At 60.0% G+C, this 26804-nt stretch carries 26 protein-coding genes and 1 pseudogene; 6 read left to right on the plus strand and 21 right to left on the minus strand.

The genetic code is table 11. The features are described from left to right. Positions 1–3: 3 nt before the first annotated feature. From ACIQWP_RS28645 to ACIQWP_RS28675, 7 genes are read right to left on the minus strand one after another with little or no spacing between them, the layout of a single operon-like run. The gene (locus tag ACIQWP_RS28645) at positions 4–237 is read right to left on the minus strand and encodes an EexN family lipoprotein (RefSeq protein WP_402794990.1); all 234 of its coding nucleotides are present in this window, start codon (positions 235–237) and stop codon (positions 4–6) included. Next, positions 234–935: a P-type DNA transfer protein VirB5 gene (gene virB5 / locus ACIQWP_RS28650; protein WP_402794993.1), complete on the minus strand. Its 702-nt coding sequence runs from the start codon at positions 933–935 to the stop codon at positions 234–236. The genes ACIQWP_RS28645 and virB5 overlap by 4 nt, the downstream gene beginning before the upstream one ends. After that, positions 932–3298 carry a VirB4 family type IV secretion/conjugal transfer ATPase gene (locus tag ACIQWP_RS28655; protein WP_402794996.1) on the minus strand — a complete coding sequence of 789 codons (2367 nt, stop codon included), beginning with the start codon at positions 3296–3298 and terminating at the stop codon, positions 932–934. The genes virB5 and ACIQWP_RS28655 overlap by 4 nt, the downstream gene beginning before the upstream one ends. Further along, on the minus strand, positions 3291–3629 hold the full coding sequence (locus tag ACIQWP_RS28660) for a type IV secretion system protein VirB3 (protein WP_402794999.1): 339 nt from the start codon (positions 3627–3629) through the stop codon (positions 3291–3293). Before ACIQWP_RS28660 ends, ACIQWP_RS28655 begins: the two co-directional genes overlap by 8 nt. A 5-nt stretch (positions 3630–3634) precedes the next feature. After that, a complete protein-coding gene (locus ACIQWP_RS28665) occupies positions 3635–3934 on the minus strand; it encodes a TrbC/VirB2 family protein (protein WP_402795002.1) in 300 nt (99 codons plus the stop codon). Further along, positions 3931–4593, minus strand: coding sequence for a lytic transglycosylase domain-containing protein (locus ACIQWP_RS28670; protein ID WP_402795004.1), 663 nt, complete (start codon positions 4591–4593; stop codon positions 3931–3933). The genes ACIQWP_RS28665 and ACIQWP_RS28670 overlap by 4 nt, the downstream gene beginning before the upstream one ends. A gap of 3 nt (positions 4594–4596) precedes the next feature. Beyond that, the gene (locus ACIQWP_RS28675; RefSeq protein WP_402795007.1) at positions 4597–5136 is read right to left on the minus strand and encodes a hypothetical protein; all 540 of its coding nucleotides are present in this window, start codon (positions 5134–5136) and stop codon (positions 4597–4599) included. Between the two features lie 98 nt (positions 5137–5234). On the opposite strand from ACIQWP_RS28675, the gene ACIQWP_RS28680 reads away from it, so the two are divergent. Further along, positions 5235–5588 carry a MarR family transcriptional regulator gene (locus ACIQWP_RS28680; protein ID WP_402795010.1) on the plus strand — a complete coding sequence of 118 codons (354 nt, stop codon included), beginning with the start codon at positions 5235–5237 and terminating at the stop codon, positions 5586–5588. A 349-nt stretch (positions 5589–5937) separates the two neighbouring features. Here ACIQWP_RS28680 and ACIQWP_RS28685 read toward each other — a convergent pair whose 3' ends face one another. The 12 genes and pseudogenes from ACIQWP_RS28685 to ACIQWP_RS28740 all read right to left on the minus strand — a co-directional run bounded on the left by ACIQWP_RS28685 (position 5938) and on the right by ACIQWP_RS28740 (position 17873). Beyond that, positions 5938–9108 carry an efflux RND transporter permease subunit gene (locus ACIQWP_RS28685; protein ID WP_402795013.1) on the minus strand — a complete coding sequence of 1057 codons (3171 nt, stop codon included), beginning with the start codon at positions 9106–9108 and terminating at the stop codon, positions 5938–5940. Continuing rightward, positions 9105–10517, minus strand: coding sequence for an efflux RND transporter periplasmic adaptor subunit (locus ACIQWP_RS28690; protein ID WP_402795015.1), 1413 nt, complete (start codon positions 10515–10517; stop codon positions 9105–9107). Before ACIQWP_RS28690 ends, ACIQWP_RS28685 begins: the two co-directional genes overlap by 4 nt. After that, the gene (locus ACIQWP_RS28695) at positions 10514–10915 is read right to left on the minus strand and encodes a FixH family protein (RefSeq protein WP_402795017.1); all 402 of its coding nucleotides are present in this window, start codon (positions 10913–10915) and stop codon (positions 10514–10516) included. The genes ACIQWP_RS28690 and ACIQWP_RS28695 overlap by 4 nt, the downstream gene beginning before the upstream one ends. Before the next feature lie 596 nt (positions 10916–11511). Then, positions 11512–11616 (minus strand): annotated as a pseudogene (locus tag ACIQWP_RS28700) (oxidoreductase); the annotation flags it as partial. Beyond that, a complete protein-coding gene (locus ACIQWP_RS28705) occupies positions 11615–12250 on the minus strand; it encodes an NrsF family protein (protein ID WP_402795020.1) in 636 nt (211 codons plus the stop codon). The gene ACIQWP_RS28705 and the pseudogene ACIQWP_RS28700, both read right to left, overlap by 2 nt. Positions 12251–12485: 235 nt before the next feature. Next, a complete protein-coding gene (locus ACIQWP_RS28710; RefSeq protein WP_402795023.1) occupies positions 12486–13121 on the minus strand; it encodes an NrsF family protein in 636 nt (211 codons plus the stop codon). After that, positions 13118–13675, minus strand: a complete 558-nt coding sequence (locus ACIQWP_RS28715; protein WP_402795026.1) for a sigma-70 family RNA polymerase sigma factor — start codon at positions 13673–13675, stop codon at positions 13118–13120. The genes ACIQWP_RS28710 and ACIQWP_RS28715 overlap by 4 nt, the downstream gene beginning before the upstream one ends. A gap of 108 nt (positions 13676–13783) precedes the next feature. After that, positions 13784–14401: a TetR/AcrR family transcriptional regulator gene (locus ACIQWP_RS28720; RefSeq protein WP_402795028.1), complete on the minus strand. Its 618-nt coding sequence runs from the start codon at positions 14399–14401 to the stop codon at positions 13784–13786. Positions 14402–14581: 180 nt separating this feature from the next. Further along, entirely contained in the window at positions 14582–15298 is a 717-nt protein-coding gene (locus tag ACIQWP_RS28725; RefSeq protein ID WP_402795031.1) for a glutathione S-transferase family protein, read from the minus strand. A 70-nt stretch (positions 15299–15368) separates the two neighbouring features. Beyond that, the gene (locus tag ACIQWP_RS28730) at positions 15369–15785 is read right to left on the minus strand and encodes a CopD family protein (RefSeq protein WP_402795033.1); all 417 of its coding nucleotides are present in this window, start codon (positions 15783–15785) and stop codon (positions 15369–15371) included. 5 nt (positions 15786–15790) lie between these two features. Next, positions 15791–16516, minus strand: coding sequence for a haloacid dehalogenase type II (locus ACIQWP_RS28735; protein WP_402795036.1), 726 nt, complete (start codon positions 16514–16516; stop codon positions 15791–15793). 52 nt (positions 16517–16568) lie between these two features. Beyond that, entirely contained in the window at positions 16569–17873 is a 1305-nt protein-coding gene (locus ACIQWP_RS28740) for a 50S ribosomal protein L11 methyltransferase (protein ID WP_402795039.1), read from the minus strand. A gap of 369 nt (positions 17874–18242) precedes the next feature. Between ACIQWP_RS28740 and ACIQWP_RS28745 the strand changes: the two genes are divergently transcribed. From ACIQWP_RS28745 to ACIQWP_RS28765, 5 genes are all read left to right on the plus strand, one after another. Then, a complete protein-coding gene (locus ACIQWP_RS28745) occupies positions 18243–19574 on the plus strand; it encodes a tetratricopeptide repeat protein (protein WP_402795042.1) in 1332 nt (443 codons plus the stop codon). A 26-nt stretch (positions 19575–19600) separates the two neighbouring features. Beyond that, a complete protein-coding gene (locus ACIQWP_RS28750; RefSeq protein ID WP_402795045.1) occupies positions 19601–20083 on the plus strand; it encodes a hypothetical protein in 483 nt (160 codons plus the stop codon). Positions 20084–20173: 90 nt separating this feature from the next. Continuing rightward, a complete protein-coding gene (locus ACIQWP_RS28755; RefSeq protein ID WP_402795048.1) occupies positions 20174–21802 on the plus strand; it encodes a thiamine pyrophosphate-binding protein in 1629 nt (542 codons plus the stop codon). After that, positions 21774–22931 (plus strand): OpgC family protein, encoded by a 1158-nt coding sequence (locus tag ACIQWP_RS28760; RefSeq protein WP_402795050.1) that lies wholly within the window; start codon positions 21774–21776, stop codon positions 22929–22931. The genes ACIQWP_RS28755 and ACIQWP_RS28760 overlap by 29 nt, the downstream gene beginning before the upstream one ends. Positions 22932–22938: 7 nt before the next feature. After that, the gene (locus ACIQWP_RS28765) at positions 22939–24144 is read left to right on the plus strand and encodes a CaiB/BaiF CoA transferase family protein (RefSeq protein ID WP_402795053.1); all 1206 of its coding nucleotides are present in this window, start codon (positions 22939–22941) and stop codon (positions 24142–24144) included. A 147-nt stretch (positions 24145–24291) separates the two neighbouring features. Here the strand turns inward: ACIQWP_RS28765 and ACIQWP_RS28770 are convergent, their stop codons facing one another. Beyond that, positions 24292–24903, minus strand: coding sequence for a DsbA family protein (locus tag ACIQWP_RS28770; protein WP_402795056.1), 612 nt, complete (start codon positions 24901–24903; stop codon positions 24292–24294). A gap of 31 nt (positions 24904–24934) precedes the next feature. Further along, positions 24935–26791 carry a protein-disulfide reductase DsbD gene (gene dsbD / locus ACIQWP_RS28775; RefSeq protein ID WP_402795058.1) on the minus strand — a complete coding sequence of 619 codons (1857 nt, stop codon included), beginning with the start codon at positions 26789–26791 and terminating at the stop codon, positions 24935–24937. Positions 26792–26804 lie beyond the last annotated feature (13 nt).

A 26804-nucleotide genomic window follows, 5' to 3' on the forward strand; every position in this document is an offset into this window, starting at 1 on the left:
CCGTCAGCCTCCCAACGACTTGCGCATGCGCTCGAGACGGAGCCTGCCATCGGCCGCCTCGGCATTGCGGCAGTTGGGTGTATCGTGGAGCTCACCTGGACTGTTGCGGCACTCGCCGATGATTTTCGCCAGCAGCGCATCGTCTGCTACCAGCTCGTCGACAGTGTAGACCTTCTGCTTCTCAGGCGAGCAGGCCGATAGGAGAAGCACCACAGCACCGGTCAGGAACCATCTCATTTGAGCGCCGCTCCCATCGTGTCCATTCGCTTGCGCCACTCCTCGGCCTTGCGCTGATCATCGACCTGTACCTGGGCTTGCTGCACCATCTGCAGGCCCTGCATGCGCAGAACGTCGGTTTGCAGGAAGGCGGTCTCGGCCTGCAGGCGCGCCTGCAGATCGGCGATGTCCTTGGCATCGGCAGCACTCGAAATCTGCTGGCGCAGCTGGTCGATGCCGTCGATGCGTTTGGTTGCCGCATCATAGATCTGCTGGCCGAGGCTCATCTGCCCGGCGTTATGGTTCTGGGCGCGGGAAAGCTCCTGCGCGTAAAAATCGTTGGCATCCGTACGGTAAGTCGAATTGTCATCAAGGAATTTCGACGCGGCATTGCCGAAGGCGCCGGTTCCGGAACCCTTGAGCAGCCCTTCGATGGCGCCGAAGTCCTGCGGCAACGCCTTGCGGATCGAAGGATCGTTCAGCAAACCGGCGACATCGGCCATGTTGGTCATCTTGTTCAGCGATCCATAGAGCTGCTGGGCCTGCTGAAGCTGCTGGTTCAAGGCATCGAGTTGAGATTTGAGCTGCGTGATACTCTCGATCTGCTTGGCAATTGCCGTCTGATCGACGACCGGGATGCCCTGCGCAGTCGCAAGACCCGTTGATGCCAGAAAGGTGGCGGTTGCCAGAAAGCGCCGTATCCTGCCTTTGCGGATCATGATGTCTTCCTTCTTTCCTGAAACAGGGCGAGCCAATCCTCGCATCCTTCGCCCATCTCGGAACGGATGGCGTCTGCCAACTCGACATTCGCTGTGCGGCCCGACAAAATCGCGAGCTCGTCGTCGAAACCATTGAGGTTCAGTTCGGCAACGATGCTGTTATGGCCCTGCTTGACTATGAAGCGGCGGCTCTCGACGGAGAGCTCCCTGGAAATGAGCTCGAATTCGCGTTCCGTCAGCTTGAAACCGTCGATATAGTCAGCGCGGTCGCCGCGTGGGTTCGGCAAAAAAATCTGTGTCGGGCACTGCTCGACGATCGTATGAGCAATCGGCGAGACGATCGCGTCGCGCGGGCTTTGGGTCGCAAACAGCATGAGGCCGTTCTGCTTGCGGATCGTCTTCAGCTTGTCCTGAGCGAGGTCCCGGAAACCCTCGTCCTGCAAAGCCTTCCAGAACTCGTCGATGACGATGATGATGCGGCGCCCGTCGATCAATTGCTCGATCCGGAAAAAGAGATAGGCCATCAAGGGTGTGCGGATCTCCTCATTGTCGAGGAAGTCTGTCATGTCGTAGCCGATGAACTTTGCGCCAATCCCGATGTCGTCGGTCTCGTTGTCAAAGACCCAGCCAAGCAACCCTCCCCTCTCCCAGCGTCTGAGCCTGGAGGCGATGCCTTCGAGGTTGGAGTTGTCGAGGAAGGTGCGCAAGGCGCCGATGGAGCGGCGCTCGACAGGAAGGTCCGCCAGACCGTCGACGGCCGAGGCAATGTCACGCAGCTCGGTGACAGTCAGTTCTCGGCTTCTCGCTCCCACCAGCTTGCCGACCCAGCGCGTGAGGAACACCTTGTTTTCGGCTGTCAGCTCCAGCGCTTTCAATGGCGCGCAGCCTGTGGCCACGCCGTTCCTGAGCGGCAGATAGGTACCGCCGGCGGCACGAACGAACAGATCAGCGCCACGGTCCTTGTCGAAAAACACCATATGGGGATCGTGCTTCTCGAGCTGCGAGAGCATGAAGTTCAGGAGCACCGTCTTGCCGGCGCCCGACGGGCCGCAGACAAAGGTATTGCCGAGATCCCCATGATGAAAATTGAAGTAGAAGGGTGACCCCGATGCGGTCTTCAGGATGGCGACCGCCGGCCCCCATTCATTGCCGTCCTTCTGGCCGGTCGGATAGGAATGATAGGGAGAGAGGGCTGCAAAGTTGCGCGAGGTAATCGCGCCTGAGCGCGCCCGATAGCGGAAATTGCCTGGCAATTGCGCCCACCATGCGGCCTCGAGTCCGAGATCCTCGCGAGCGACGACCGCTCCGCCGCTGGTGAGATGGGCGCGAGCCTTCGCCATATGATCGGTTAATTCCTTGACCGATGGCGCAAGGACGGCAAGGGCCAGGTGATGCTCTCCGATGACGAAGCGATTGGATTCGAGATCGTCCATCGCCTCGCCCAGCTCCTCGATCTGCGATGCTGCCTTGTCACCGGCGCTGACCATCTGGTTCTGCTTGCGGCCCATGATCGTGCGGGCATCAGCCTTCGAGGCGAAAGCAAAGGACTGTGTGAGGACGAATTCAAAGGGCGCGGTCAGGATGCCGTCGAGCATGCCACCGCGTGTCGTTGCCGGATATTCCTTGAAACCGAACAGGCCGGCATAGCGGCTGTCGGCCTCGTGGCGGATCTCGACGGTCTCCCGCCCGAATATCACCCGGTCCGAATAGATCGCCGAGGAAATGCGCCCCTCGGTCAACGGGACCGGCTCGCGTCGTCCTCCAACGATCTGATGCAGAACTTCGCTTGGTTCTGAGAACAGGGTGCCGTCCTGACCGTACAGAGACAGAATACGCGGTTCAAAGCGTTTGAGGCCGGCGGTGACATCGGCCACCTTGTCACGCAGATGCTTCAGGGCAGCCTCGTCAAGCTCGATACCGGATCGACGCACTTTGCGCAGGCGCGAGAGAAGATTGGCCGCTTTCTCGGCCGGATCCCGGCTTGGGTGCCAGACAAGCGTGAGGTAGAGATCGTTTCGAAACAGGTCCTCGCGGACCATGCGCTCCCGATATTTAACATTGAGGCCATCGGAAAAGTGATTGGCGAACTGCCCTTCGGGGTAGTCATTGTCACGCCGGCGCACGACATGCGCCCACAGCGCCAGGCGCTCGTCGGCGATATTGCGGTAAAGCGTGTTGAGGCTGCGGTGCAGGGCGTTCAAGTCCAAAACGTCGGCAGTCTCGAAGGAAACGCCATCGAGCGCGATCATCGTCATCAACGCCCTGGAATCCAGCGCAATGGTGGTCTTGTCGAGGTGGCGGATATAGGGGATGAAGGTCTCAGGCCCGAGCTCACGGGACCGTAACGTCGCAAGACTAGGCAAAGCTCAGATCCCTTTCGTCATAGCGTCGGACAAGCTTAAGCGGCGAGAGCGTCGCGCCGCCCCAGAAGGAGGCGTTGCGTGAGCGGCCGCGAGTCTCGATCCAGGCAAGCAGGATCCGGAACATGTTGTGGTCGTGCTTGACGAACGCCCGGAACACGAGATGGAAGGCGACGCCGACCAGTGCGTAAGCGATCGATCCGGCGGTGATATAGAGGATCGTCGTCAGCATGATGTTGATGCCCATCGCTTCCATGGTCACGCCGGCAATCATCGCCGGGCGCGTGCAGGCGAGAAACAGCGTGTCTTCTTCAAGGGTCGGAGCGTTCGCCATGGCGTTCAGCCTCCAACGATGGTGTTGACCAGCTCGGTAGCGCCAAAAATCCCACCAATACCGATGATCCAGAAGCCGGCTCGGCGCAGATCCATGTAGCCGAACATCCAGGCGATGCAGATGATGATCACGGCTATGACCGCCAGCAGTTTGGCGATGTTGCCGGTGAGCATGGTGACGATGTTCTGCAATACGCTTTCGATACCGGCGGATTGGGCAAAAGCGGGTTCAACCATGAATACAACGATTGCTGCCGCCATGAGCGTCGAGGCGGCAAAGGGGCGAAAACTGGTTTTGGAGATCATTCACTCTGCTCCGATCGATCATTCTGGAAAATGAGGATTGAAGACCGGCGTCTGGAATTGAACACATCCCAGGATGCGGCTTCTTCGGTTTGGGAAATTTGCCTTGGGAGCGGCTGAGCCACTTGATCAGGTGGTTGGTCGGCAGACGCGGCCTGATCATGCGGTTCGGCAATAGTGAGCAATGCAAGTTTGGCGGAAAGCCGCTTTCCTTCACGGCGCACCTGCTCGTCGTATTTGACCATCGCCCCGACGGACGGATCGTCGCGTCCATAATAGGATTGGAGCATCACCTTCTCCGCCTGGGCGGTATCGGCGCCGACACGCACAGCGAGACGGTAGTAGCCGTCAAGAAGCGTCGCTGTGGCCTTGAGGTTCAGGCACGGATCGAAGGCATCCGATACGGACAGCTTCAGCTTCCGGAGCTCTTCGACACCGATCCCGCCAAGGCCGAGCTGGATATCCTGATGGTCAGATATCAGCGATGTGGCGACTTCGATCGCCTCGGCTTTCGTCGTCGGCTGTGCCGCAAGGGGCGAGCCGCTGTTGATGCGGATTGCGAAGGGCTGGAAGCGGCTCTCGAGGCTTACGACTGAGGCGAGTGTTTCCACCTGAACCATGGGTGCGCAGGCTTGGGCGAGATCGACGAATACAGCAGCCATCGGTCAGTACCACACGCGCTGCTTGCCGACGCCGTCGATGGTGACGTCGAGATAGTGTGGCTGCGTTCGCTCATTTGGGCGCATGATTGCATAGCCCATGCATTGAAGACGTCCGTCTTCCCGTTGCCAGCGTGGTGACAGAACCGCGTTGGAGCCGTCGCCATAGTTGTCTCGATCATCGGAGCAAAGCAAATTGCTGACACGCTTGTGGGATGTCGAGACGCAGGTTGTCCGCTCACCGCGAGGACCGTAGCTCCCCAACAGCCTATATCCGGCATCGCAAAAGTAAGGCTCATAACCCGGTCGGGAGCTTTGAAAGCCTACGCCGCTGCAGGTTGGAAACGAATGGCCTTTTGCAAGCTGGTTCCAGAGTTTCTGGATCGGAGGTCGGCATTCCGCGTACTGGGTCGCCCCGCCAGGATTTGAGAGGCAGAGGATAACCCGGCATCCCCAATCGTCAGCCAGCGCTTTACTGCCCGAAATCAGGTAGGGTAATAATATGCAGCAGATCGCAAGTCGTGAATTCAGCAGAAGGTTTTTCATGGACAGGACCCTCCGGAACAGCGCCGCCCCATTGCAGAAGGGAACATCAGCCCCATCAACGCGCCTTTATACTAGCGTATATAACACAGTTAAATGACATGACAAGAGCACTCAAGACGCAATGGCATAATCTTGCCTTCTCAGGACTTATTCTCCATGAGATCCTTGATCATCCGCGTGAGGACGAGACGCCGCAGGCTCGGCTGAAAGAGATTGGCATGATGACGATTCTCTACACAATGACCCAAGCCCATCAAAAGCTAACCCTTTCAAATATAATAGAGATTACAGAACTGACCCGGAGCGGCGCCAAGGAGACGGTTGATCTGCTTGTCAGGCGCGGGATGCTCACGGAAACGATGGTCAAGAATTCTATGGGCCGCGGAACAGCGCGCCAGTTTGAGATCTCCGAAGAACTTCTAAAGAAGCTTATTTCTTTTACCAGCAGCTAATTTTCATAATTTTTATGACGGATTCTCGACAGTTAGGATGGAATCGGAGGACTCAGAATCCATCAGTGATGGAAAGCTATGCTGGCTGGAAATATACAATGGATATGCAGTCCCGGAGTGTGATGGTGAACTGTTGATCGTCAGTCGTCAGGAGGAAGATGCGTCATGGGAACTATTCTCCACGGCAGCCCCAGCACGATGCCGCGCTTTCGGATCGAATTCCACGTGCCGTAAGAGGCTGCTCACTCAGGTGAGACCTGTCGGTTAGTCTGAACCGACGCACAAGTCGTATCTCAGGATGACTCCGTACCAGATCGGCCGGAGGCGATATCCGCCTCCGGCCGGGATGTCATTCAGCAGCCTCGAGCTTTTGTCTATCATCGATGGCAGAGGCCAGATGTTCGTCCGCTCCCGGCAGCCGCCATCCCTTGACCAGCCCGTAGACCGCGGGGATGACGATCAGCGTCAGCAATGTCGAAGACACCATGCCGCCGATCATCGGCACCGCGATACGCTGCATGATCTCGGAGCCCGTGCCGGTCCGCCACAGGATGGGCACGAGGCCGGCCATGATGGCAACAACCGTCATCATCTTCGGCCGGACGCGTTCGACCGCGCCGACCATGATGGCCCGGTTGAGGTCGAGCTTCGAGAACGTGCGGCCTTCCTTCTCGCAGGCATCGCGCCGCTCTTTCATCGCGTGGTCGAGATAGATCAGCATGATCACGCCTGTCTCAGTCGCGACGCCGGCAAGGGCGATGAAGCCGACGGCGACCGCTACCGAGGCGTTGAAACCCATCCACCACATCAGCCAGATGCCGCCGACGAGCGCGAAGGGCAGCGACAGCATGACGATCATCGTTTCCGTCAGCTCCTTGAAATTCAGGTAGAGCAGCAGGAAGATCAGCGCCAGGGTCAGGGGAACGACGATAGCAAGCCGAGCCTCGGCCCGTTGCAGATACTCGAACTGACCGCTCCAGGCGACGGAGTAGCCCGGCTGCAGCTTGACGCTCTTCGCCACCGCCTGTTGTGCCTCGGCGACGTAGCCGCCGAGATCGCGGCCGGCGATATCGACATACACATAGACGGCAAGCTGGCCGTTTTCGGTGCGGATCGTCGTGGCGCCGCGCGTCAGCTTGACATCGGCCACCTCGCCAAGCGGAACCGTTCCGCCGCCGGGTAGCGATATCTGCACATCGCGGGCGATCGCTTGCGGATCGCTGCGCAAGGCCCGGGGATAGCGCACCGCCACCCCGTATCGCTCGCGGCCTTCGACCGTCGAGGTCACGACCTCGGAGCCGAGCGCCATCCCGATCACGTCCTGCACGTCGTTGACGGTCAGCCCGTAGCGACCAAGCGCGGTGCGATCGGGAACGATATCGAGATAGTAGCCGCCGATCACCCGTTCGGCATAGGCGCTCGACGTTCCCGGTATGGTCTTCAGCACCGTTTCGATCTGCCGCGCGACCTTCTCCATTTCGCCAAGATCGGTGCCATAGACCTTGACGCCGACGGGCGTCCTGATGCCGGTCGAGAGCATGTCGATGCGGCCGCGGATCGGCATGGTCCAGGCGTTCGACACGCCGGGAAACTGCAGTGCCGCATCCATCTCCTGCCGGAGGCTTTCGACGGTCACTCCCGGACGCCACTCGGCTTTCGGTTTCAGCTGGATGATCGTTTCGAACATCTCGGTCGGAGCCGGATCGGTGGCCGTCAGAGCGCGGCCGGCCTTGCCGAACACGGTCTTAACTTCCGGGAAGGATTTGATGATGCGATCCTGCGTCTGCATCAGTTCGGCCGCCTTGGTGATCGAGATGCCGGGCAGTGTCGTCGGCATGTACATCAGCGTGCCCTCGTCGAGATTGGGCATGAACTCGCTGCCGATGTGCTGAGCCGGCCAGACGGTCGCCGCCAGGATGGCGAGCGCGGCCACGATGGTCAGGGTCTTTACTTTGAGGACGCCGGAAATAACCGGCCGGTAGATCCAGATCAGGAAACGGTTCACCGGGTTCTTCTGCTCGGGAACGATGCGTCCCCTGACGAAGAGCACCATCAGCGCCGGCACCAATGTCACCGACAGCAGCGCGGCCGCTGCCATCGAGAAGGTCTTGGTGAAGGCGAGCGGTCCAAACAGACGGCCTTCCTGCGATTCCAGCGTGAAGATCGGCAGGAACGAGACCGTGATGATCAGCAGGCTGAAGAACAGCGCCGGGCCGACTTCGCTTGCTGCCTCGACGAGGATGTCGATCCGCGGCTTGTCGGGGGGAGCGCGTTCAAGGTGTTTGTGGGCGTTCTCGATCATGACGATGGCAGCGTCGATCATCGCGCCGATGGCAATCGCGATACCGCCAAGGCTCATGATGTTGGCGCCAAGGCCGAGAAGCCGCATGGCGATGAAGGCGATCAGGATGCCGACGGGCAGCATGACGATGGCGACCAGCGCGCTGCGGACATGCAGCAGGAAGGCGATCGTCACCAGGGCGACGACGATCGTTTCCTCGACCAGTGTCCCCTTCAGGGTTTCGATCGCGGCCTCGATCAGGGTGGAGCGGTCATAGACGGGTACGATCTCCGTGCCCGGCGGCAGACTGCCCTTGATATCGTTCATGCTTTTCTTGACATTGTCGATCACGGTCAGGGCGTTTGCGCCGAACCGCTGCAGCACGATGCCACCCGCCACTTCGCCCTCGCCATTGAGCTCGGTGATGCCTCGGCGTTCGTCCGGAACCAGCTCGACCCGGGCGACATCTCCAAGACGCAACGGTACGCCATTCTGGCTCTTCAGGACGATGTTCTCGATATCGGGAATGCCCTTGAGATAGCCTCGCCCGCGAACCATGAATTCGAATTCGGAGAGCTCGATCGTCCGGCCGCCAACATCGGTGTTGCTGGCGCGCACGGCATTGGCGACGTCTTGCAGCGATATGCCCTGCGCCTTGAGGCGGGCGGGATCGACGACGATGGAATATTGCTTGACGAAGCCGCCGACGCTTGCGACCTCGGCCACGCCCTCTGATTTCGACAGGCCGAAACGCACGACCCAATCCTGCAGCGAGCGCAGTTCGGCAAGCGAAAGTTCCTTGGCAACCAGCGCGTATTCATAGACCCAGCCGACGCCTGTCGCGTCGGGACCGAGCGTCGGAGTGACGCCCTGAGGCAGGCGGCTCGACGCCGCGTTCAGATATTCGAGGACGCGGCTGCGCGCCCAATAAGGATCGGTGCCGTCGTCAAAGATGACGTAGACGAAGGAGACGCCGAAGAAGGAAAAGCCGCGTACGACCTTCGACTTCGGCACGGTGAGCATCGACGTCGTCAGCGGATAGGTGACCTGATCCTCGACCACCTGCGGCGCCTGGCCGGGATATTCGGTGTAGACGATCACCTGAACGTCGGAGAGGTCGGGGATGGCGTCAAGCGGCAGGGAGCGCAGCGCGTAGATGCCGCCTGCCACGGCAAGCGCGGCACCGACGAAGATCAGGACGAGATTGTGGGCGGACCAGGAAATGACGCGAGAGATCATGGCTTGGCTTCCTCAGGGGTCATGGCGCTCAGCGCCGCGTTGAGATTGCTTTCGGCGTCGAGCAGGAAGTTGGCGGAGACGACCACCTTGTCGCCGGCGGCCACACCCTGCCTGATCTCCGTATTGTCGTCGCCACGCACACCGAGCTTGACATCCCTCGGTTCGAACCGTCCGTCGCCCTTGTCGATGAACACCACCTGACGATCGCCTGTGTCGACGATGGCACTGTTGGGAACCGAGACGACGGGGCTCGGAACGCCCGCCTCGATCGCGACATCGGCATACATGTTGGCCAGCAAGAGACCGTCCGGATTGGCAAGCTCGATGCGGACCTTGGTCGTGCGCGTCTGCATGTCCACTTGCGGGTAGATGAGATCGACCGTGCCGTGGAAGGTCTTTCCGGGAAGGCTGCGGATCGTGATGTCGGCCTTCGCTCCGACACGAACGGCAGCAAGGTCATATTCGGGGAGGTCGGCGATCACCCACATGTCGGAGATGTCAGCGATGCGAAACAGGGTATCCCCGGACTTTGCCATCATGCCTGCGACGGCCGCGCGCTCGAGGATGACGCCGTCTCGCGGCGCCGTATAGGTCATGCTCGGCGGCACCTGCCGCGTTCGTGCGATCGTGTCGATCACTTCCTGCGGTACGCCGAGATTCTTGAGGCGCAGTGCAGAGCCGGCATCATCATTGCCGCGCGAGCCCTCCCTGCCGGCGGCATATTCGGAAGCCGCCGCGGCGATTTCCTTGGAATAGAAGCGGAATAGTTTCTCGCCCCGGCCGATACGGTCGCCGGTGGTGATGTTGGCAACGTCGTCGACGAAGGAATCCGTCCGCATCGAGATTACGCTGACGAGGCGTTCGTCGAGCGTCACGGTCCCCGGCACCTCGACTTTGCGGCCGATGCTGGCCATCTCGGCCGTCGCTGTCCTCACGCCGGTGCGCTGTAGCTTACCGAGCGGGACCTTGACGGTCGAGGCATCGGACTGCTCCCCCTCGTAGACCGGAATATAGTCCATTTCCATCGAATCCTTCTTCGGCACTTTCGACGTGTCGGCCAGGCCCATCGGATTTCGGTAGTAGAGGATGCTGCCCTTGACGGGCTGTGTCTTCTTCGCCTTGTCGTCGAAACTCACGTCCTCGCTTGCATGCACGGCGACGAAGGCGCGTCCATCATCTGCATTCTTCGGCACCGCCGAGAACTGCGGCAGGCGATCGGGATGGCGGTAGTAAATCACCGCGCCGGCGCCGGTCGATGTTGCCACTGAGGCGGCAGGCGCGGCAAAGGCCGCTCCGGAGGTTTCAAGTCTGACCATGGAGGCAAGGTTGTTCGTGCCAGCCCAATAGCCTCCCCCGCCGAGCAATACGGCGAGGGAGAGCGTGGCTGCCACACGCGATGGCGTGTTCAAGGGGTCGCCTTCAGCAAGAGTTCGCCCTGGACGGTGTCCGGCTCGCCCTGAACCTTAGCGGCAAGCTTGAAACGCCAGCTGCCGGCCATGCTGAAGTCGGCCTTGAAGGCGTAGACGCCCGGGCCAGTCGAGCCCGTCGCCTCGACTGGAACCGTCATCGTCTCCATGCCTTCAGGCGCCATGTCCATCCGCGTCGTGAAGATAACGGCATCGGGAACCGGCTTGCCGGTCCGTTTGTCGACGAGACGCACCGAGACCAGCGATCCCTGGCCCTGCTTGACGTCGGTGGAAACCGGCTGGAACTCGTAGTCTTGTGCGGCTGCGAACGACATGGTGGCGGAACCGACGATCAGCACGCCGGCAAGGAGCATCGCTCCGGAAAGATAGGTCTTGTTCATGATTCCGATCTCATCGGGACGGATCTTCCTGATCACGTCCTCGGGTCAAAATTGACGGCCATCGGCTCCCATCGAACGCGTTCAGGCGTCCGATTGGAATCGCGGCATGTTTCAAAGATTGATTGAGATCAGGCTTTCGGAGGTCGGGCCGGGGGCTCGACAAACGCTGGTGTCAGTTGTGATGGCGGCATGAGATTGTAGCGATGCGACAACCAGGAAATGGCAACAGACCAGCCGTGGGCGTCGGGCCCATGGGCCGACATCGACGTTGTGCAGACGAGCGACAACAGGCAGCCCTTGCCGCAGTCCATCTTTCCGACAGGCCGCTGTTCGGGGCAGCAGGGCATGTTCTCCGCCATTTGCATGCCCGGCATCGTGGCGCTCATATCTCCAATCATCGCTGGAGCCGAAGAGGCCATGGCGCTATCCGCCAGACCAATGCTCATCGGGCCGACGACGACCGCAAGCATGGTGACGAATAACAACAATCGACGAATGAACGTGGCACCCTTCATGCCAGCGAATTTACCCTCGGCCCCGGCTATTGGAAAGTGGGTCACACAAACGTGTAGACCGACCGGACAATGATCGCTGCTTCGTGCCGCGATCGACGATATGTCGAAGATATGGCCCGAATGCTGCTTAATCGTCTGCGGCAGAACGGTAGCGGCGATGTTGAGCAGACCCTTCACGTTGACATCACCACCGCAATAAACGTCGTCCCGCAAAGAAGCCGATTGCCGCAACGACCGTCGTTGCAATCGGATACCAGGTCGCAACGAAGAGCGGGCTGTCATCCGGGCAATTCAGGCCATAGAACGTCGCCCCGATACCCGCCGACGCCAAACCAGCGAGAGCTCCGGCAACCCCCGGACGTTCTGGCGCCCCATGCCGCATGGCGAGCAATAGAAAAATGCCCGGAAGCAGCGACAGGGCGGGAACGATGGTCAGGCAGTGGAGCGCATTGTGTCCGATCAACTTCGCGGTCCAAAGTGCCGAGGGTGTGATCCCGAGTTCCAAAGCAACCCCGAGGAGAAGCAGGGCCGGGACAACAAGCAGCAACCTTCCCCGAAACCCGAGCTCCTGCCCAGGCCGTATGACCCGTCCAACAGCAGCGGTCGCCGCAACAAACAGCGTGAATGTGACGAGGATCTTGAAAGGAAACCGGACGGTATCTATCGCCTGGCCGATATCGGGCCGTAATCCGAGCGTCAGAAAGAAGGCCGTAGCGGCGAAGAGACTGCCGATGGCGATGGCGAGGAGAATTGCTCGCGACAGATTCACAGGTGGATGCGTATCCTGCGAAATCAGGGTGATTAGCTCGTCTGTCTTCACGCTGGTATTTCCAAGTCTATATCTTTCAGTCGGTCGATACCCTATTCGCCGCTATCGTGGCTGGATGCCTGTGCAACAATCCATGGCGGTCATCCGAGAAGAATGTCGTCGTTCCATCTCTCATAGCGATCTCATCCGGTTCATGCCAGATGCCAGCGTGGCGCCTCGACCACCCTCTCTCGACCCGATCACTGCGCAAGATGACAGCAACGGGCTCCCATTCCCGTGTTTAGAGCTACCAACGCAATATCCTGTCCCCGATAAGGGCGCCGATTGCCGCAACCAGCGAAATCGCGATCGGATACCAGAGCAGGACGAATAACGGACTATCGTCGTCGCAATTGGCGGCATAGAAGGTTGCCGCAATCCCCGACGCCGCCAGGCCCGCAATCGCGCCCGCAAGCGCCGGTCTTTCTGGCGCTCCATGCCGAAGTGCCAGTAGGAAGCATGCGAGCGGGCCAAGCGAAAGAAATGGAATGATCGTCAGGCAGAGCCTCGAATTGTGTCCGATCATGCGCACCGCCCAGGTCTCCGGCGGCATCACCGTCAGCTCGAATATCGCCGCGCCAACCATCAGAACGACAGGGAGAAGAAGGCCCAACGCGAGCCTGCCGGTTGGAATACCCGGTCGCCCGATCCGAATGAGAACGGCGCCGGCGCTCATGGCCAAGGCGATGGTGATGACGAACTTGAAGAGAAACCGACCGGTCTCGATCGCCGTGTCGATATCGACCCTGAAGCCGATCGCGCTGAAGAATACGATGCCGGCGATCAAGGTCGCCGCGATGGTTGCATGTTTCAGCGAGTGGCCAAGATCCTCCCGGACCGAGGCGTCCTGCGATAGGAGAGTGATGAGATCGCGCGTGTTCATGTCGCGCGCTCCGAATAGAGGGCCGCAAGCGCCCTCAGCGCCCGGTGCAATGACACGCGCACCGCAACCTCGGTCATTTTCAGCCGTTCCGCCGTCTCGCGGACGCTCGACCCTTCGATCGAAATCGACTGCACGATCGTGCGTTGCGGGTCCTTGAGGTGTTGTAAAACTCGCTCGACATCCATCCTGTCGGATGGCGAGACGTGATCGTCGCTTTCGAGCATTGCCAGCACGTCTTCCAATGGAACGCTGATCTGCCGCCCCCGCCGCCGCAAACTGTCAACGAGCTTGTTGCGAACAATTGCCGACATCCATGGCCCCAGGGGACGGGATTGATCCCAGGTCCCCCGCTTCAGATGAATCGCTAATAGAACTTCCTGCACCACGTCCTCGGCCTCGCTCGCCGGCGCTCCGAACAGCTCACATCGTCTCCTCGCCATGACCCGCAGGCGCGGCGTAATGGCGGTCAGCAATTTGTGATAAGAACGAGTGTCGCCTTCAATCGCAGAGCGCATCCAGGACGCCCATTCTTCTTCGAGCGCCGGATTTTTCATCCGACAACTCCTATTTCGGCAGTCCTTGGCAAATTGTTACAGGCGATCATGGGATTTTCCAAAGAATACTGACTGCACGTTGGAGTCGGTTGCCGGCGACGGACGCCATCAATCACGAACGGATGGGTCCAGCCGCCTTTCCGCTTGCGGCTGAAGCGATGCGAATACCGGTTTTATCAGACCCTTCAGCAACTTCCTTTCCGGTCGCATGCGGGCAAGCACGCGAATTCCCAAGAGCGTGCTCAGCAGCATGCCCGCCAATTCCGAGGCATTCTGTGCGCGATTGATCGAACCGTCGCTTTGGCCGGCCTGGACGCACCGTCTGAAGAATGCCTCGACCTGAACGAGAACTCCGGCGACGACGCGTTGAAATTCTTCGTCATGGGGGGCTACTTCAAGAGCCGAATTCACCAGCATGCATCCCTTCCTTTGCACATCGGATAGAGATCGCTCGATGATTTCCTCGAAGAAGGCGCGGATGGCCTCCCGGGGCGGCCGGGTTTCAAAGCGACCGACGCGATCGCCAAAACTTCGCTCGACGTAGAAATCGAGCGCGCGCCGATAGATGGCGCGCTTGTCTCCGAACGCATTGTAGATGCTGGCGGTGGTCAAGCCCATCGCTTGAGCAAGATCGCGGATCGATGTCGCCTCGTAACCGTGCTCCCAGAAATGCTCTACAGCCAAAGTAAGAACCGTTTCCTCGTCAAATTCCCTTGGTCGGGCCATGCATTCAGTCTCGTAAAGTCGATTGCGCCGCCAGCCTTTGGCGAAATTGCCGGCATTTTATAACAGATGATTTAAAACTCAACGCTGGCGCATTCAACAATACGCTATCTCGACATGGCCTGCCTCCACCATCAGCGAGGCAGGCACGCCGCACCGGTATTTCTTGCTCATTGGATGAGCTCAAGGGTTGACCTTGTCCACACGCGGATAATTCGAGGGGAACAATGCGCGTTTGGTCTCCTCGTCATTGATGCGCTTGAAATCATGGTCCTTGCCGACTTTGCGCGCCTGCGCAACAGCAGGACGCGCGTCAACGGTTTCAAACAGCCGCTTCACATTCGGATAGGCCGCGAGAGGATCTTCGGCGCCTTTCATGACCCGCGAGGCACGATCGACCCATCCCCAGGCCGACATATCCGCGATCGTGTAGGTTTCCCCAACGATATAGGATCTGTCTTGCAGATGATCGTTCAGAACCTGATAGTGGCGCTCCGCCTCCCGCCGATAGCGATTGACGGCATAGTCGAGACCCTCGGGTGCGGCATACTGGAAATGTACCGCCTGGCCTGAAAACGGGCCAAGGCCGGAGGAAATGAAGAACAACCAGGAGAGCAATTCGGGCCGGTCGCTGACCTCACCCAGGAATTTCCCGGTCTTCTCCGCGAGATAGAGGAGAATTGCCGTGGAATCAAAGACGCGGGCCTCCTTGCCGCCCGGGCCTTCCGTGTCGACGATGGCCGGGACCTTGCCGTTCGGGTTGATTGCTCGAAAGGATGGATCGTGCTGCTCGCCCTTGCTCGTATCGACCGGGATAACCTCATGAGGAAGGCCGGCTTCCTCAAGGAAAAGGGCAACTTTTGCCGGATTTGGGGTCGGATGGAAATAAAAGCGGATCATCACATGCCTCCTTCGGTTATCTCACCAACTCAGTTTTAATACACTTGTTCTATAATTCAATGCGCGCCGGCTAGAACGGCTTGACGACGGCAAGCCAGGCTATGACGGCCAGAATAGCCAGGACGACCATCGGCATCAGCCCGAACAGAGGGCTGACAGGGCGGCCGTCGCGAAGAAAGCGCCTCAGGGCCATTCCGCCCAGGCCGTGCACGCCGCTCAGGAGCAAGGCCGGCCCGATCTTCAGCAAGAGCCAGGGCGACGTGAACCAGCCGGCGCCGAAGGCCATTGTGAATCCGGCCGCCCAAACGAACCCGAGTGCTGGCGTCGTCACCAACCCGTCCCAATGAAGCAGGGTTTCGGTCAATCGACGTGCTTGCGCCCGGTCATCAGTACGCACGATAAACCGCAAAAGCAGGCCCATCGTCAGCGTGCCGCCGACAAACACGACCACGGAAAAGATATGAAGCGCCTTGAGATAGAGATACATCGGCGTCAGCGGACTTTGCGCTCAAACAAATCCGGTATCTCCGCGAGCGACTGCACGGTGAAGTCGGGAGGATAGTCGAACGTCTCCAGCTGACCGCGCATCAGGGCAAAAAGCCGCCGCTCGTCCATCTGCGGCTTCTCAGCCTGTACAAACGATGGTCCGGATGGGCTGCGTGCGACGCGAATGACCGTAAAGCCGAAGCTTTTTGCCCCGCATATGTCGAAGCCGTTGGAAGACACGAAGGCCACACGCTCCGGCGGCAGCTTGAGCACGTCGCCCACCAGCATATAGGCCCGGGGTGACGGCTTGTAGGCGCCATTCATGTCAACGCTGATGATATGATCGAGAGACCGCACCAGTTTCGAGCGCTCCGCGAGACTTGCCAGCATCGCGCTGCTGCCGTTCGACAGAATTGCGCGCCGATACGGCGCAAGCGCGTCGAGGCAAACAGGCGCGTCCTCAAAATGCTTCAGGTCAAGATACGCCGCCGCAACCCCTTCAAGTGTCTGCCGATCGCAAGCGAGCTCAAGAGAACGAAGCGTGTAATCGAGGGAGCGCTGGGTAATCGACCAAAAATCCTCGTAGCGATCCATCAGGGTCGACAGCCAGGAATATTCAAGCTGTTTCATCCGCCAGATGTGGCTGATGACGCTACCCCAGCCGGGAAATGCCTCCTCGACGGTTGTCTCGACGGACTGGGTATCAAAAAGCGTCCCATAGGCGTCGAACACGAACGCTTCTATATTGTCTCGCATGGGCTCTTCCTCTCACCTTCGTCGACTGTCACGCGCAAGCTTCTTCCAATGTCGCGGGCATCAGGATCAAGCTGCTCCGGTCGTGACCAACCATGATCGAAAAGGTTGAACCCTGCCGGACTTTCACCGGTTTTGGGAAAGGATGCAGGACCTGCAGCCAACCACCGTCGCAATAGTTGCTTGGATGGTTGGAGAACTCGACACCCTCCGCGAGGTCAATTTTCATCCATTGAATAATCCCGGTCGCCACGCCATCCGCCATGACGGGTATTTCAAGCCGGCGGAGTTCTTCCGCGTGCTTCTTGCGCGTCAGATCGATCGTTTGCAGATCAACGTCGAGTGACAACCTTCTCCAGTTGGTCATGCTACCGTGAACGGGCAGACGGTTGGTCGAAAGCGCGGAAAATTCCGAAACATCGAAACCAGATACCTCGCCGACAAAGCAATAGTCTCCCAGGACATCGCTCTCGGCAAGGCAACCGACGGCAGTCGCCGCCCTCGGGATGACGAGCGCATCCTCCTTGATCAATCGCGCATGGGCATCTTCAAACGTGCTGAGCACGTCTTCGGCAAGCAGATCGCTGGAGAGGATTTCCGAGATCAGAATATCGGCGCGGGACATCAGATCATGGCCAACTGCAAGTTCCGTCGACACTTTGTTGATGACATCGATGCGATCGGCAAAGCCGTTCTTTTCGATGATCCGCCCGGCTGCCTCTGCAATCACCGGCACGGCCTCGCAGGTCACGATGCGCCTGGCGCCCGCTCGAGCCGCCATCATCGACAACAATCCGCTACCCGCTCCGATGTCGAGAACCTGGGCATCCGGACCACGCGCGGCGACAGCCCTGACGATCGCCGCTTCGAAAGCATCATTGCGGCGCACATCGTTGAGCATCGGTATATGCCAGAAAGGAACGATCCTCGACGTCATGCGCCGCACCTGATGCTGTGGCATGACGTTCTCCGGCTGGAGTCTTGCGAGCCGCCGAAAGCCGTTCAGCGCCTCATGATGCCGGTCAGCCTGGGCCAGGGCGACGGCGAGATTGTTGAGGGCAAGCGGATTGTCGGGGGAGACGGTCGCCGCCATTTCGAAACAGGCAATTGCTTCGGCACGTTCGCCAGTCTTGAGCAGCAGGGCGCCCTTTTCCAGAAGGGCAAGAACGTGGTCCGGCTTGAGCAGCAACAGCTCTGTCCACCAGGACATGGCCGCCTCCGTATCGCCCTTCAATGCAGCAATTCCGGCCAGTAGCGGGAGGACGTCGGCGACACGATATCGGTGGCCGAGCACCTCGCAATAGCGTTCCCGCGCGAGGTCGAGCTCTCCCGCCATGTGAGCCTGCATTGCCTGGTTTAACGCTTCCCTCGCTCTTGTTGCGGACACGTCCCCTTCTGCGATCGTCATTGCGGTGCCCTCACATGGCAAAATTGGTCTCCGCTCGGCCCTACGCATCGCCCGGTCCTTTTGTTACGACCGGAAGCAGAAAAATTTTCGCGGATGGTTCAAAGAACCACTGCCGCCTTCAGCCCAAGCCTTCCACCTCTCATCGAAAACGTGCCGCAGATCGAATTGCAGCGCTGCGCGCAAAAAATGCACGCGGCGTTGTAACGACATGTCCGGCGCAAACGTAAAGGCATCTGTCGGACGGTCACTGAAGCCTCACGGATTTCAGACGAGCGCCCCTCCTCAAGGAGTGAACAGATGAAACGCGATGCATACGATCTGCTAACGAGCACCGGTAGCGATGAGGCCAATCGCGCCTTCGAAGGTGCGGTCTTCGGCCTGGCAACGCACAGGCCGAACACGGGTGCCGCCCTCCAGGCGACACTTGCGGCTGACCCTGATCATGTCGCCGCCCATGCGCTGAAAGGCTTCGCCAACCTCATCCTCGCCCGCGAGGAGCTCGGCGCAACGGCAAGTCTGGCCCTGGGGGATGCCGAGCGCGCGCTCGCCTTCAATGGCGGCGGCACTTCGGACGAACGCATCCTTGTCGCCGCGCTTGAAGCCGCCGAGCAGGGCCTGTTCGCGCGGGCGGCAAACATGCTCGACGAAGGCTTTCGGCACAGGCCAGCGACCTTTCTGCCTTTCAAGATCTCCCATGCCCTGCGTTTCATGCTCGGCGATGCCGCCGGCATGCTTCAGGCAAGTACGCGTGCCATCATGGCTCTCGATCCGGAAAGCTCGACCGCCGGCTTCATCCTCGGGTGCCACGCCTTCTCGCTTGAGGAGCATGGCCATTATGACGACGCACTGCGGATCGGCCAGCGCGCAGTCGCCATGCAACCCGACGATTCCTGGGGGCTTCACGCCGTCTCGCATGTCTTTGAGATGCGCGGCGATACAGCCGAAGGCGTCGACTGGCTGGAAGGCAGCCGAACGGCCTGGTCTCGCTGCAACAACTTCTCGTTCCACATGGCCTGGCATCTCGGCCTCCTGCATCTGGAGCGCGGCGATTACGACCGCGTGCTCAGGATCTATGACGAAGAGGTCCGTCCCCAGCAGACCGATGATTTCCGGGATATGGCCAACGCCGTCTCATTGCTTTGGCGCATGGAGCAATCCGGCGTCGATGTCGGCGCCCGCTGGAGCGACCTCGCCGACATCGCCCACCGCCGCCGGACCGACACGACGCTGATCTTCGCGGCCCTGCACAATCTGGCCGCCATGGTCGCGGTCGGTGACCGGGCGGGCGTTGCCGAACTCGTCGCACATATCGATGCCAAGGCACTCGGGCTCGACGATCAGGCGCGCGTAGCCGCGGAGGTCGGTGTACCGATGTCGCGCGTCCTCGCCGGCCTCGACACCCCCGCCGACCGGCGCGTCCTCGATGCCATGGTGGCGCACCTTCCGAAAATCGGTGGCAGCAATGCGCAGCGCGATTTCTTCGTCCTTGCGCTGGCAAAGGCAGTCGGATCGACCGGCGACACCACAGGCGTTGCCCGGATTGGCCAGCTCCGCCAGCGGCTGAAGGCCGAGGACCAGCTTTTTCATTCGATCGAACACTCCACCGACAGACGCCTGTCGGCCGCCTGACTCAACCCCTTGAAAGGATTACCACAATGTCGATGATGGATATGAACAAGACCAGCGTCTTTCCGGAAATCCAACCCAACCTCGTACGCACGATCATCTTTTCCGGTCTTGCAGCCGATATAACCTGGGAGATATGGGCGCGGCTCATTACTCCGCTCTGGGTCGGAGGACCGCTCGAACCGGCCGCCCTGATCCAATCGGTGTTCGGCTTCAACAACCTGCTTCTGGCCGAAGCCATCCATGCGGTTGTCGGTATTGTCTTCTATCCGATCGGCTACCTGTTCGTTGCCCGGCCGTTGCAGCGGCTGATCCTTCCGAAGCTGCCACTGCTTCTGACGGGCATCGGCTTTGGAACGGGACTGTGGGTCTTCGCGCTCTACGTCATGGCCCATCTCTTTGCCGGCCTGCCGCCGTTCCTCGGGTTCATTACGCTGACCTGGGCATCGCTGATCGGCCATATGCTGTTTGGAACCGTCGTCGCCTTCCTCGTCCGTTTCCTGGAGCACTGAGGCGCTTCATGGAGGAGGCCTGCCCGGCCCTCCGCCCTCTGCCGGGCAGGCTTCGAACTCAACACTCTTTTCCTTGCGAAATATGATCCAATGACCCAAGAGCCCGTTTCCAATCGCGTCGCCGACATTCTTGCGAGGACGCTTCACGCTCATCAGGTTCGCAACGCCTTCGGTGTGCCGGGCGGCGAAGTGGTGACGTTGATCGACGCATTACAGGCGGCCGGCATCGTCTTCCATCTGGCGCGGCACGAAACGTCTGCGGCGATCATGGCCGCCGGCGCGAGCACCATCACCGGACATCCGGAGCTTCTGGTGACGACGGTCGGGCCAGGGCTTGCCAATGCCGTCAACGGTATTGCCGATGCGCTTCAGGAACGTATCCCCCTGATTGTCATCTCGGGCGTCGTCGATCGTGCCACGCGCGCCCGCTATACCCATCAGGTCATCGATCACGCGCAACTGTTGCGCCCAATCGTCAAAGCCTCGTTCGAGATCGAGCCGGAAAGCGCCGCATCGACGATCGCGCGTGCCTTGGCGATCGCCACCGCCGAGCCAATGGGACCGGTCCATCTCGATCTCTCACCGGCTGTTGCAGCCGCCGCCAGCCCAAGCGCTGCAATCGTACGCGCGCCACAGCAATTGCGGGCATCCGTCGCCGAATCCGACCCCGCCATAAAACGGCTGCTGGAACGAGTAGGCGCTGCCAAGCGGCCGTTGATCCTTGCCGGCCTTGAAGCCGCGCGCAGTGGCGCCGGACCGGGCATTCAGCATCTGGCCGAGGCGATCGTCGCACCTGTTGTCACGACATATAAGGCGAAGGGCATCCTTCCCGAAAACCATCCGCTGGCCTTGGGCGGAGCGGGCCTGTCGCCGCGTGCGGATCGCGTGTTGCTGGCCCTGATCCAAAGGGCGGATCTCGTCATCTCGGTCGGCTACGATCCGATCGAGATGCGCCTCGGCTGGCTCGACTTCATGGATGACCCATCCCGGCTCGTCGAAATTTCCCGCGCGCGGCCGGATCATGCCATGCATCACGCCGCCACGAGCTTCATCGCTGACCCAAAATCCGTCGTAGAGGTTCTTGGCCGCTCCGCTATTCCCCACAGAGGCTGGGCGGATGGCGAGCCTGCCGCCGTAAAACGCGAACTCAAGGAAATCTTTGCGACCCGCTCGGCCTGGGGCCCTCATGCGATCGTCGATGTCCTCAATCATGCCGCCGGACACGACGGCCTGGTAACGGTCGACAGCGGCGCCCATCGAATCCTTCTTTCGCAGAAGTGGGCGGCGACCAGGCCTTTTTCACTCCTTCAATCGGCAGGCTTTTGCACGATGAATGCGGCGCTGCCCCTCGCGATCGGCGCCCAGGTCGCGAACCCATCGCGCCGGTTGTTCGCCGTGATGGGCGACGGCGGGCTTGAGATGGGTGTCGGTGAACTCGCAACGGTTCGCGACCTCAATCTACCGCTGACGATCATTGTCTTTCAGGACCGCAGCCTTGCGCTGATCGCACTCAAACAAACGGCCGCTGGCCTCGCTTCTGCCGGAGTCACGCTCGGCGAAACCGATTTTGCCGTCGTTGCCCGAGGCTTCGGCGGCCATGGTGTCAATGTGGAGAATTCCAATGACTTCCGTAATGAGCTTGAAGCTGCAGGCAAGCGCGGCGGCTTCACCCTTATCGCCTGCCGGTTCGATGCCAGCGCCTACGACGGCGCCTTCTGAACCCGTCCCGGCGGCAGGCGTCGTCTCGCGCGAAGCCAAGCGGCCGCGCGATCCGCGTCTGGATTTCTTTCGGGGCGTCGGAATGTTGATCATCCTGCTCGCCCACATTCCAAGCGACGGCTGGGCGCTCTGGATTCCCGCACGCTTCGGCTTTTCCGACGCAACCGAGATGTTCGTCTTCCAGTCGGGGATGGCGTCGGCGATCGCATTCGGCTCGACCTTTGATAGGAACGGTCCGGTTGCCCTTGTCGCCCGCATCGCGCAGCGTATCTGGCAGATCTTCTGGGCTCATATCGCCGTCTTTGTCGTTGTCGCCGCTATCATGGTCGTGGCCGGGACGCGCTATGATGGAGTGACCTATGTCGACAGCCTGAACCTCGTGCCTTTCATGAAAGATCCGGGACATCTTCTTGTCGGACTCCTCACCCTTACCTACGTGCCGAACTACTTTGACATCCTACCGATGTATATCGTCATTCTGGCGCTACTTCCGCCGATGATACTTGCTGTCCGTATCCATCGCCTTCTACCTTTCGCAATCATGGCGGTATTATGGTTTCTGACTCAGTTCGGCTTAACGAACCTACCGGCGGAACCATGGTCATATCGACCATGGTTCTTCAATCCATTCGGATGGCAGCTGCTATTTTTCACTGGGTTCTTCATCATGCGTGGTCATCTGCCTGTACCACGCCTTAACCGGAAGCTAATGGCCCTTGCCATTGCAATGGTCGTGATAACGATACCTTTTGCCTGGGTGCGATTTCAGGAGGTTCATCCGTTTTTCGAGATGGTTGCCAATAGGCTTATGCCGTTTACCGACAAGACGGATTTCGGCGTCCTGCGTTTCGTTCATTTCCTGGCGCTCTGCTACATAGCCATCCATCTTGTCGGAGAGAAGGGATCGCGCCTGCGCGGCCGTGCTGTTCGTGTCGTGACCGTGGTCGGCCAGCAGTCGCTTGCCGTCTTTATCACGGGAATGGTGATTGCCCAGCCGATCGGGATTGCGCTTGACCATGCCGGCCGCACCACTGGTGCGGAAGTGATCGGCAACCTCTTCGGCTTCGCGGTACTGATCGTGGCCGCCTATCTGGTGCGGTGGTTCAAAAGCTCTCCCTGGAAATCATGAGGCAGGAATGACCGAGCATCAGCAAAAGAGCAGCCTGCACGGCCTGCGTATTCTCGACCTCTCACGTATCCTGGCGGGGCCAACCTGCACGCAGCTACTTGCCGATCTCGGTGCCGATGTCATCAAGGTCGAGCGGCCGGGTTTTGGCGACGATACACGGAGCTGGGGACCGCCCTTCGTTCCATCAGCCGATGGCAGCGATAGCGATCTCAGTGCCTATTTCCTGGCTGCCAACCGCAACAAACGATCGATTGCCATCGACCTTGCCACGGAAGACGGGATCGCGCTCGTCAGACGTTTGGCGGCGATCTGCGATGTCGTGATCGAGAACTACAAGCCCGGCGACCTCGACCGGCGTGGGCTTGGATATCAAGCGATCCGCGAGACAAGGCCCGATATCGTCTGGTGCTCGATATCAGGATTCGGTCAAACCGGCCCTTATGCAAATCGGACCGGCTATGATTTCCTGATCCAGGCCATGGGCGGCATCATGAGCATTACCGGCGAAAGCGACGCCAACGGCGGAAGACCGCTCAAAGCCGGCGTCGGCATCGCCGATGTGATGTGCGGCATGTATGCGACCGTCGGAATCCTCGCGGCACTTCGTCACCGGGATCGAACCGGCGAAGGCCAGCATATCGATCTTTCGCTCTATGACACGCAGGTCTCCTGGCTGGTCAACGCCGCCACCAACCACCTTGTTTCGGGAAAGATCCCCACACGGATCGGCAATCGACATCCCAACATAGCTCCCTATCAGACGTTTCAGACGGCAGAGGGCGAGATCGCGATTGCCGTCGGCAATGATCAGCAATTTGTCCGCTTCTCTATGGCGATCGGGCTCCCAGAACTCTCCGACGACGAGCGCTTTCGCCGAAACCGCGACCGTGTGCTCAATATCGACGTGCTGGACCCGCTGGTAACAGAAGCCTTGAAAGCAGACACGGCGGAGCGTTGGGAGCAACGGCTCGTCGCAGCCGAAATTCCCGCCGGCCGCGTCGCCACCGTCGATCAGGTGGTTTCCAACCCCCACACGATCGCAAGGGACATGGTGGTCGAGATGCAGACCGATGACGGCCAGAGCGTGCGGCTATTGGGAAATCCGTTGAAGATGTCGGCGACACCGGTTCGCTTTGATGGGCCGCCCCCGCATGTGGATCAGGATCGCGATGCGATCCTCGGACTCCTCTCCGATCAGGAGATCAGCGGTTGAGGGCTTCAGGCTGCAGGGCTTCGGCGTTATCCTTCCAAAACAACGAGCGGACGATACATCGTTCGCCCGCTCCCTTCGTGACATCGCCCTTTGCGCCAGCGTTGTTCGGCTCCCAGCAAGGCCGACCGAAGACGCTTGATTGATCGCTTAAGCTGCGCGGGCCTGATTGATGGCCTCGCGCAGCTGGTCCTTGCTCAGGACTCCGGAATAGGTGCCTCTGCCGATCACGAAGGACGGCGTGCCGCGAAAATTGAAGGCAACGGCCTGCTTGTAATTGCGCGTCAGAAGATCCGAGATCTTCTGGTTGTTTTGCTGCAGCGCTGTCGTAACTTTGCCCATGTCGATGCCGGCGGTCGACAGTACCGACCTCACCTTGTCTTCGCTCAGCGACCCCTGCGTCGCCATGAGAGCTTCCATGGCCGGCTTGTAGAGGCCGATTTCATTGGCGCCGAGAACGGCTTGCGCCGCGAATACCGAGACATCGCCGAACACCGGCCAGTCCTTCATGATAAGGCGAACATTTCCATCTTCAGAGACGGCGGCCTCGACGTCCGGATGGCTCTTCTTGCAGTATGGGCACTGGTAGTCGAAAAACTCCACGACCGTCACGTCGCCTTTTGGGTTGCCGAGCACCGGAGCATCGGGATCATGAAAGACCTCCTGCTGCGTCAATTGCTGTGCAAAGCCAAGGCGCGGAGCCAATCCGGCAAGCGCAACCCCACCCGCTGCCACCGAGAGAAAGTGTCTACGATTCAACATACCTGTTTTCCTATCCGATACCATGTTGGTCCTACCCGCCGATGTTCCCGGCCTGCGCAGCCTTGGCTGCCTCCAGGACATCATCGGCACCGAACTCGCCGATAAGGCGAGCATTTTTTGCTTCCCGCTGATCCGGTCGAATGAAGATCATCGTGGGTGGGCCAACGACGTTCATATCGCGCATCAACTCCCGCTGCGCCGGCCCGATGTCAGTCAGATCGACTTTTATCGCTTGCAGCGGCTTCAATGCATCGATGACATCGGGCTTCGACAGTACCGAGCGATCGATCGAGCGGCAGGAGACGCACCAGTCGGCCGTGAAATAGACGAGACTTGCCTTGCCTTCCGCGCCAGCCTTAGCCAGCTGGCGATTGAAATCTTCGCGTGAATCGACCGCCGCCATCCGTTGCACTATCTCATCCCGTCCCCCTGCCCCGGCTCGAGCGATAGAAAGGCCATCGAGCGGTCGCAGCGGGTCCACCGATCCGGCTGCGGCGCCGACAAGCAGTACCACGGCATAAACGGCCGAAAGAAGGCCGATTGCCTGCGCGCACATGCGCAGCGGCTGGACGCGCCCCTTGGTGACGTCGAAAGCGCCGAAGAATATGGCAACCGTCATTGCCAGGATCGCCCAAAGAACGAGCGGCAGCCATGTGGGGAGAACCGGTTCCGCCAGCCAGATGGCAACCGCGAAGAAAATGAAGCCAAAGATGTGCTTCACCGATTCCATCCAGGCACCTGCGCGCGGCAGCACCTTGGAACCGGCCGTACCGAACACGACCAGCGGAATGCCCTTGCCGAGACCGAGAGCAAACAACAATGCTGCGCCGATCAAAGCGTCGCCCGTTCGCGCCACGTAAAGCAGCGCTCCGGCCAGCGGTGCGGTCACGCACGGGCCGATAACAAATGCGGAGGAAAAGCCAAGGACGACCGCCGAGCCGACCGAGCTGCGCTGCGTTCCGCCTTGGCGGCTGAGACGGGTGACAAGAGCGGCTGGAAGCTGGAGTTCAAAAAGGCCGAACATCGACAGCGCCAGGATGGCAAAGATCGCCGCAAGAATTGCAACCATGACGGGCGATTGCAGCGCAATCTGCAGGTTTTCGCCCGTCCATGCCGCGACCGCGCCGAAGATCGCGAAGGCGGATGCGAGCCCGACCGCATAACCGGCCGACAGCAGGAAACCCCTCCCCGCGTTCAGTTGCCCGCCCTCCCGAGCAAGGGTTGCGGCAAGAATGGGATAGAGCGGGAATACGCAAGGGGTGAACGCGAGAAGGACGCCGAAGCCGACAAAGGCCGCCAAGGCAAGCGCTATGCCGCCACGCGACAAGAAGCGATCGACGATCGTGTCGGCAGGGGGAGCCGGCTTTGCGATCTCGACTGCAGGACCTGCATCTTCCGACAGGGGCGCCGTCGCCTGAGGAGACGCGATCGCCTGGGGAGACCATGCCGACTTGCCGCCGATCGGCAAAGCAAAGGCCGGCTGATCGGAAATCGCGAGCGTAGCAGGGTCCACGATGCGGCTTGCCGGCGGATAGCACAATCCATGCTCCTGGCAGCCCCGGTAGGTGACGGTAATTTTCTGCGTTGCCGATCTCACAACGGCATCGGCCGATCCGAAATAGACCTCGGTCGTTCCAAAATTATCGTCGGTTTTCTCGACTCCTGGCGCGGTTTCGAGATTGATCGGCGAGCCGTCCGCGTTTTTGGCCGACAGGTGCTCTCGATAAAGATAGTAGCCCGGCGGCATCCGCCAATGCAGTTCGATTGTGCCGGGTGCACCCCGGGTCACCGAAAACCGAAAGGCATCATTCATCGCCAATGGCGTTTCCGCGGCAAGGGTGACGGCGAAGGTCAGGAAGTAAAAGAGCAAAGAAAGTAGCAGCCGCATCAGCTATCCGGTC

Origin of the sequence: Rhizobium sp. NPDC090279 (genome assembly GCF_044769665.1) — a bacterium.
In the GTDB taxonomy this organism is placed as follows: domain Bacteria; phylum Pseudomonadota; class Alphaproteobacteria; order Rhizobiales; family Rhizobiaceae; genus Rhizobium.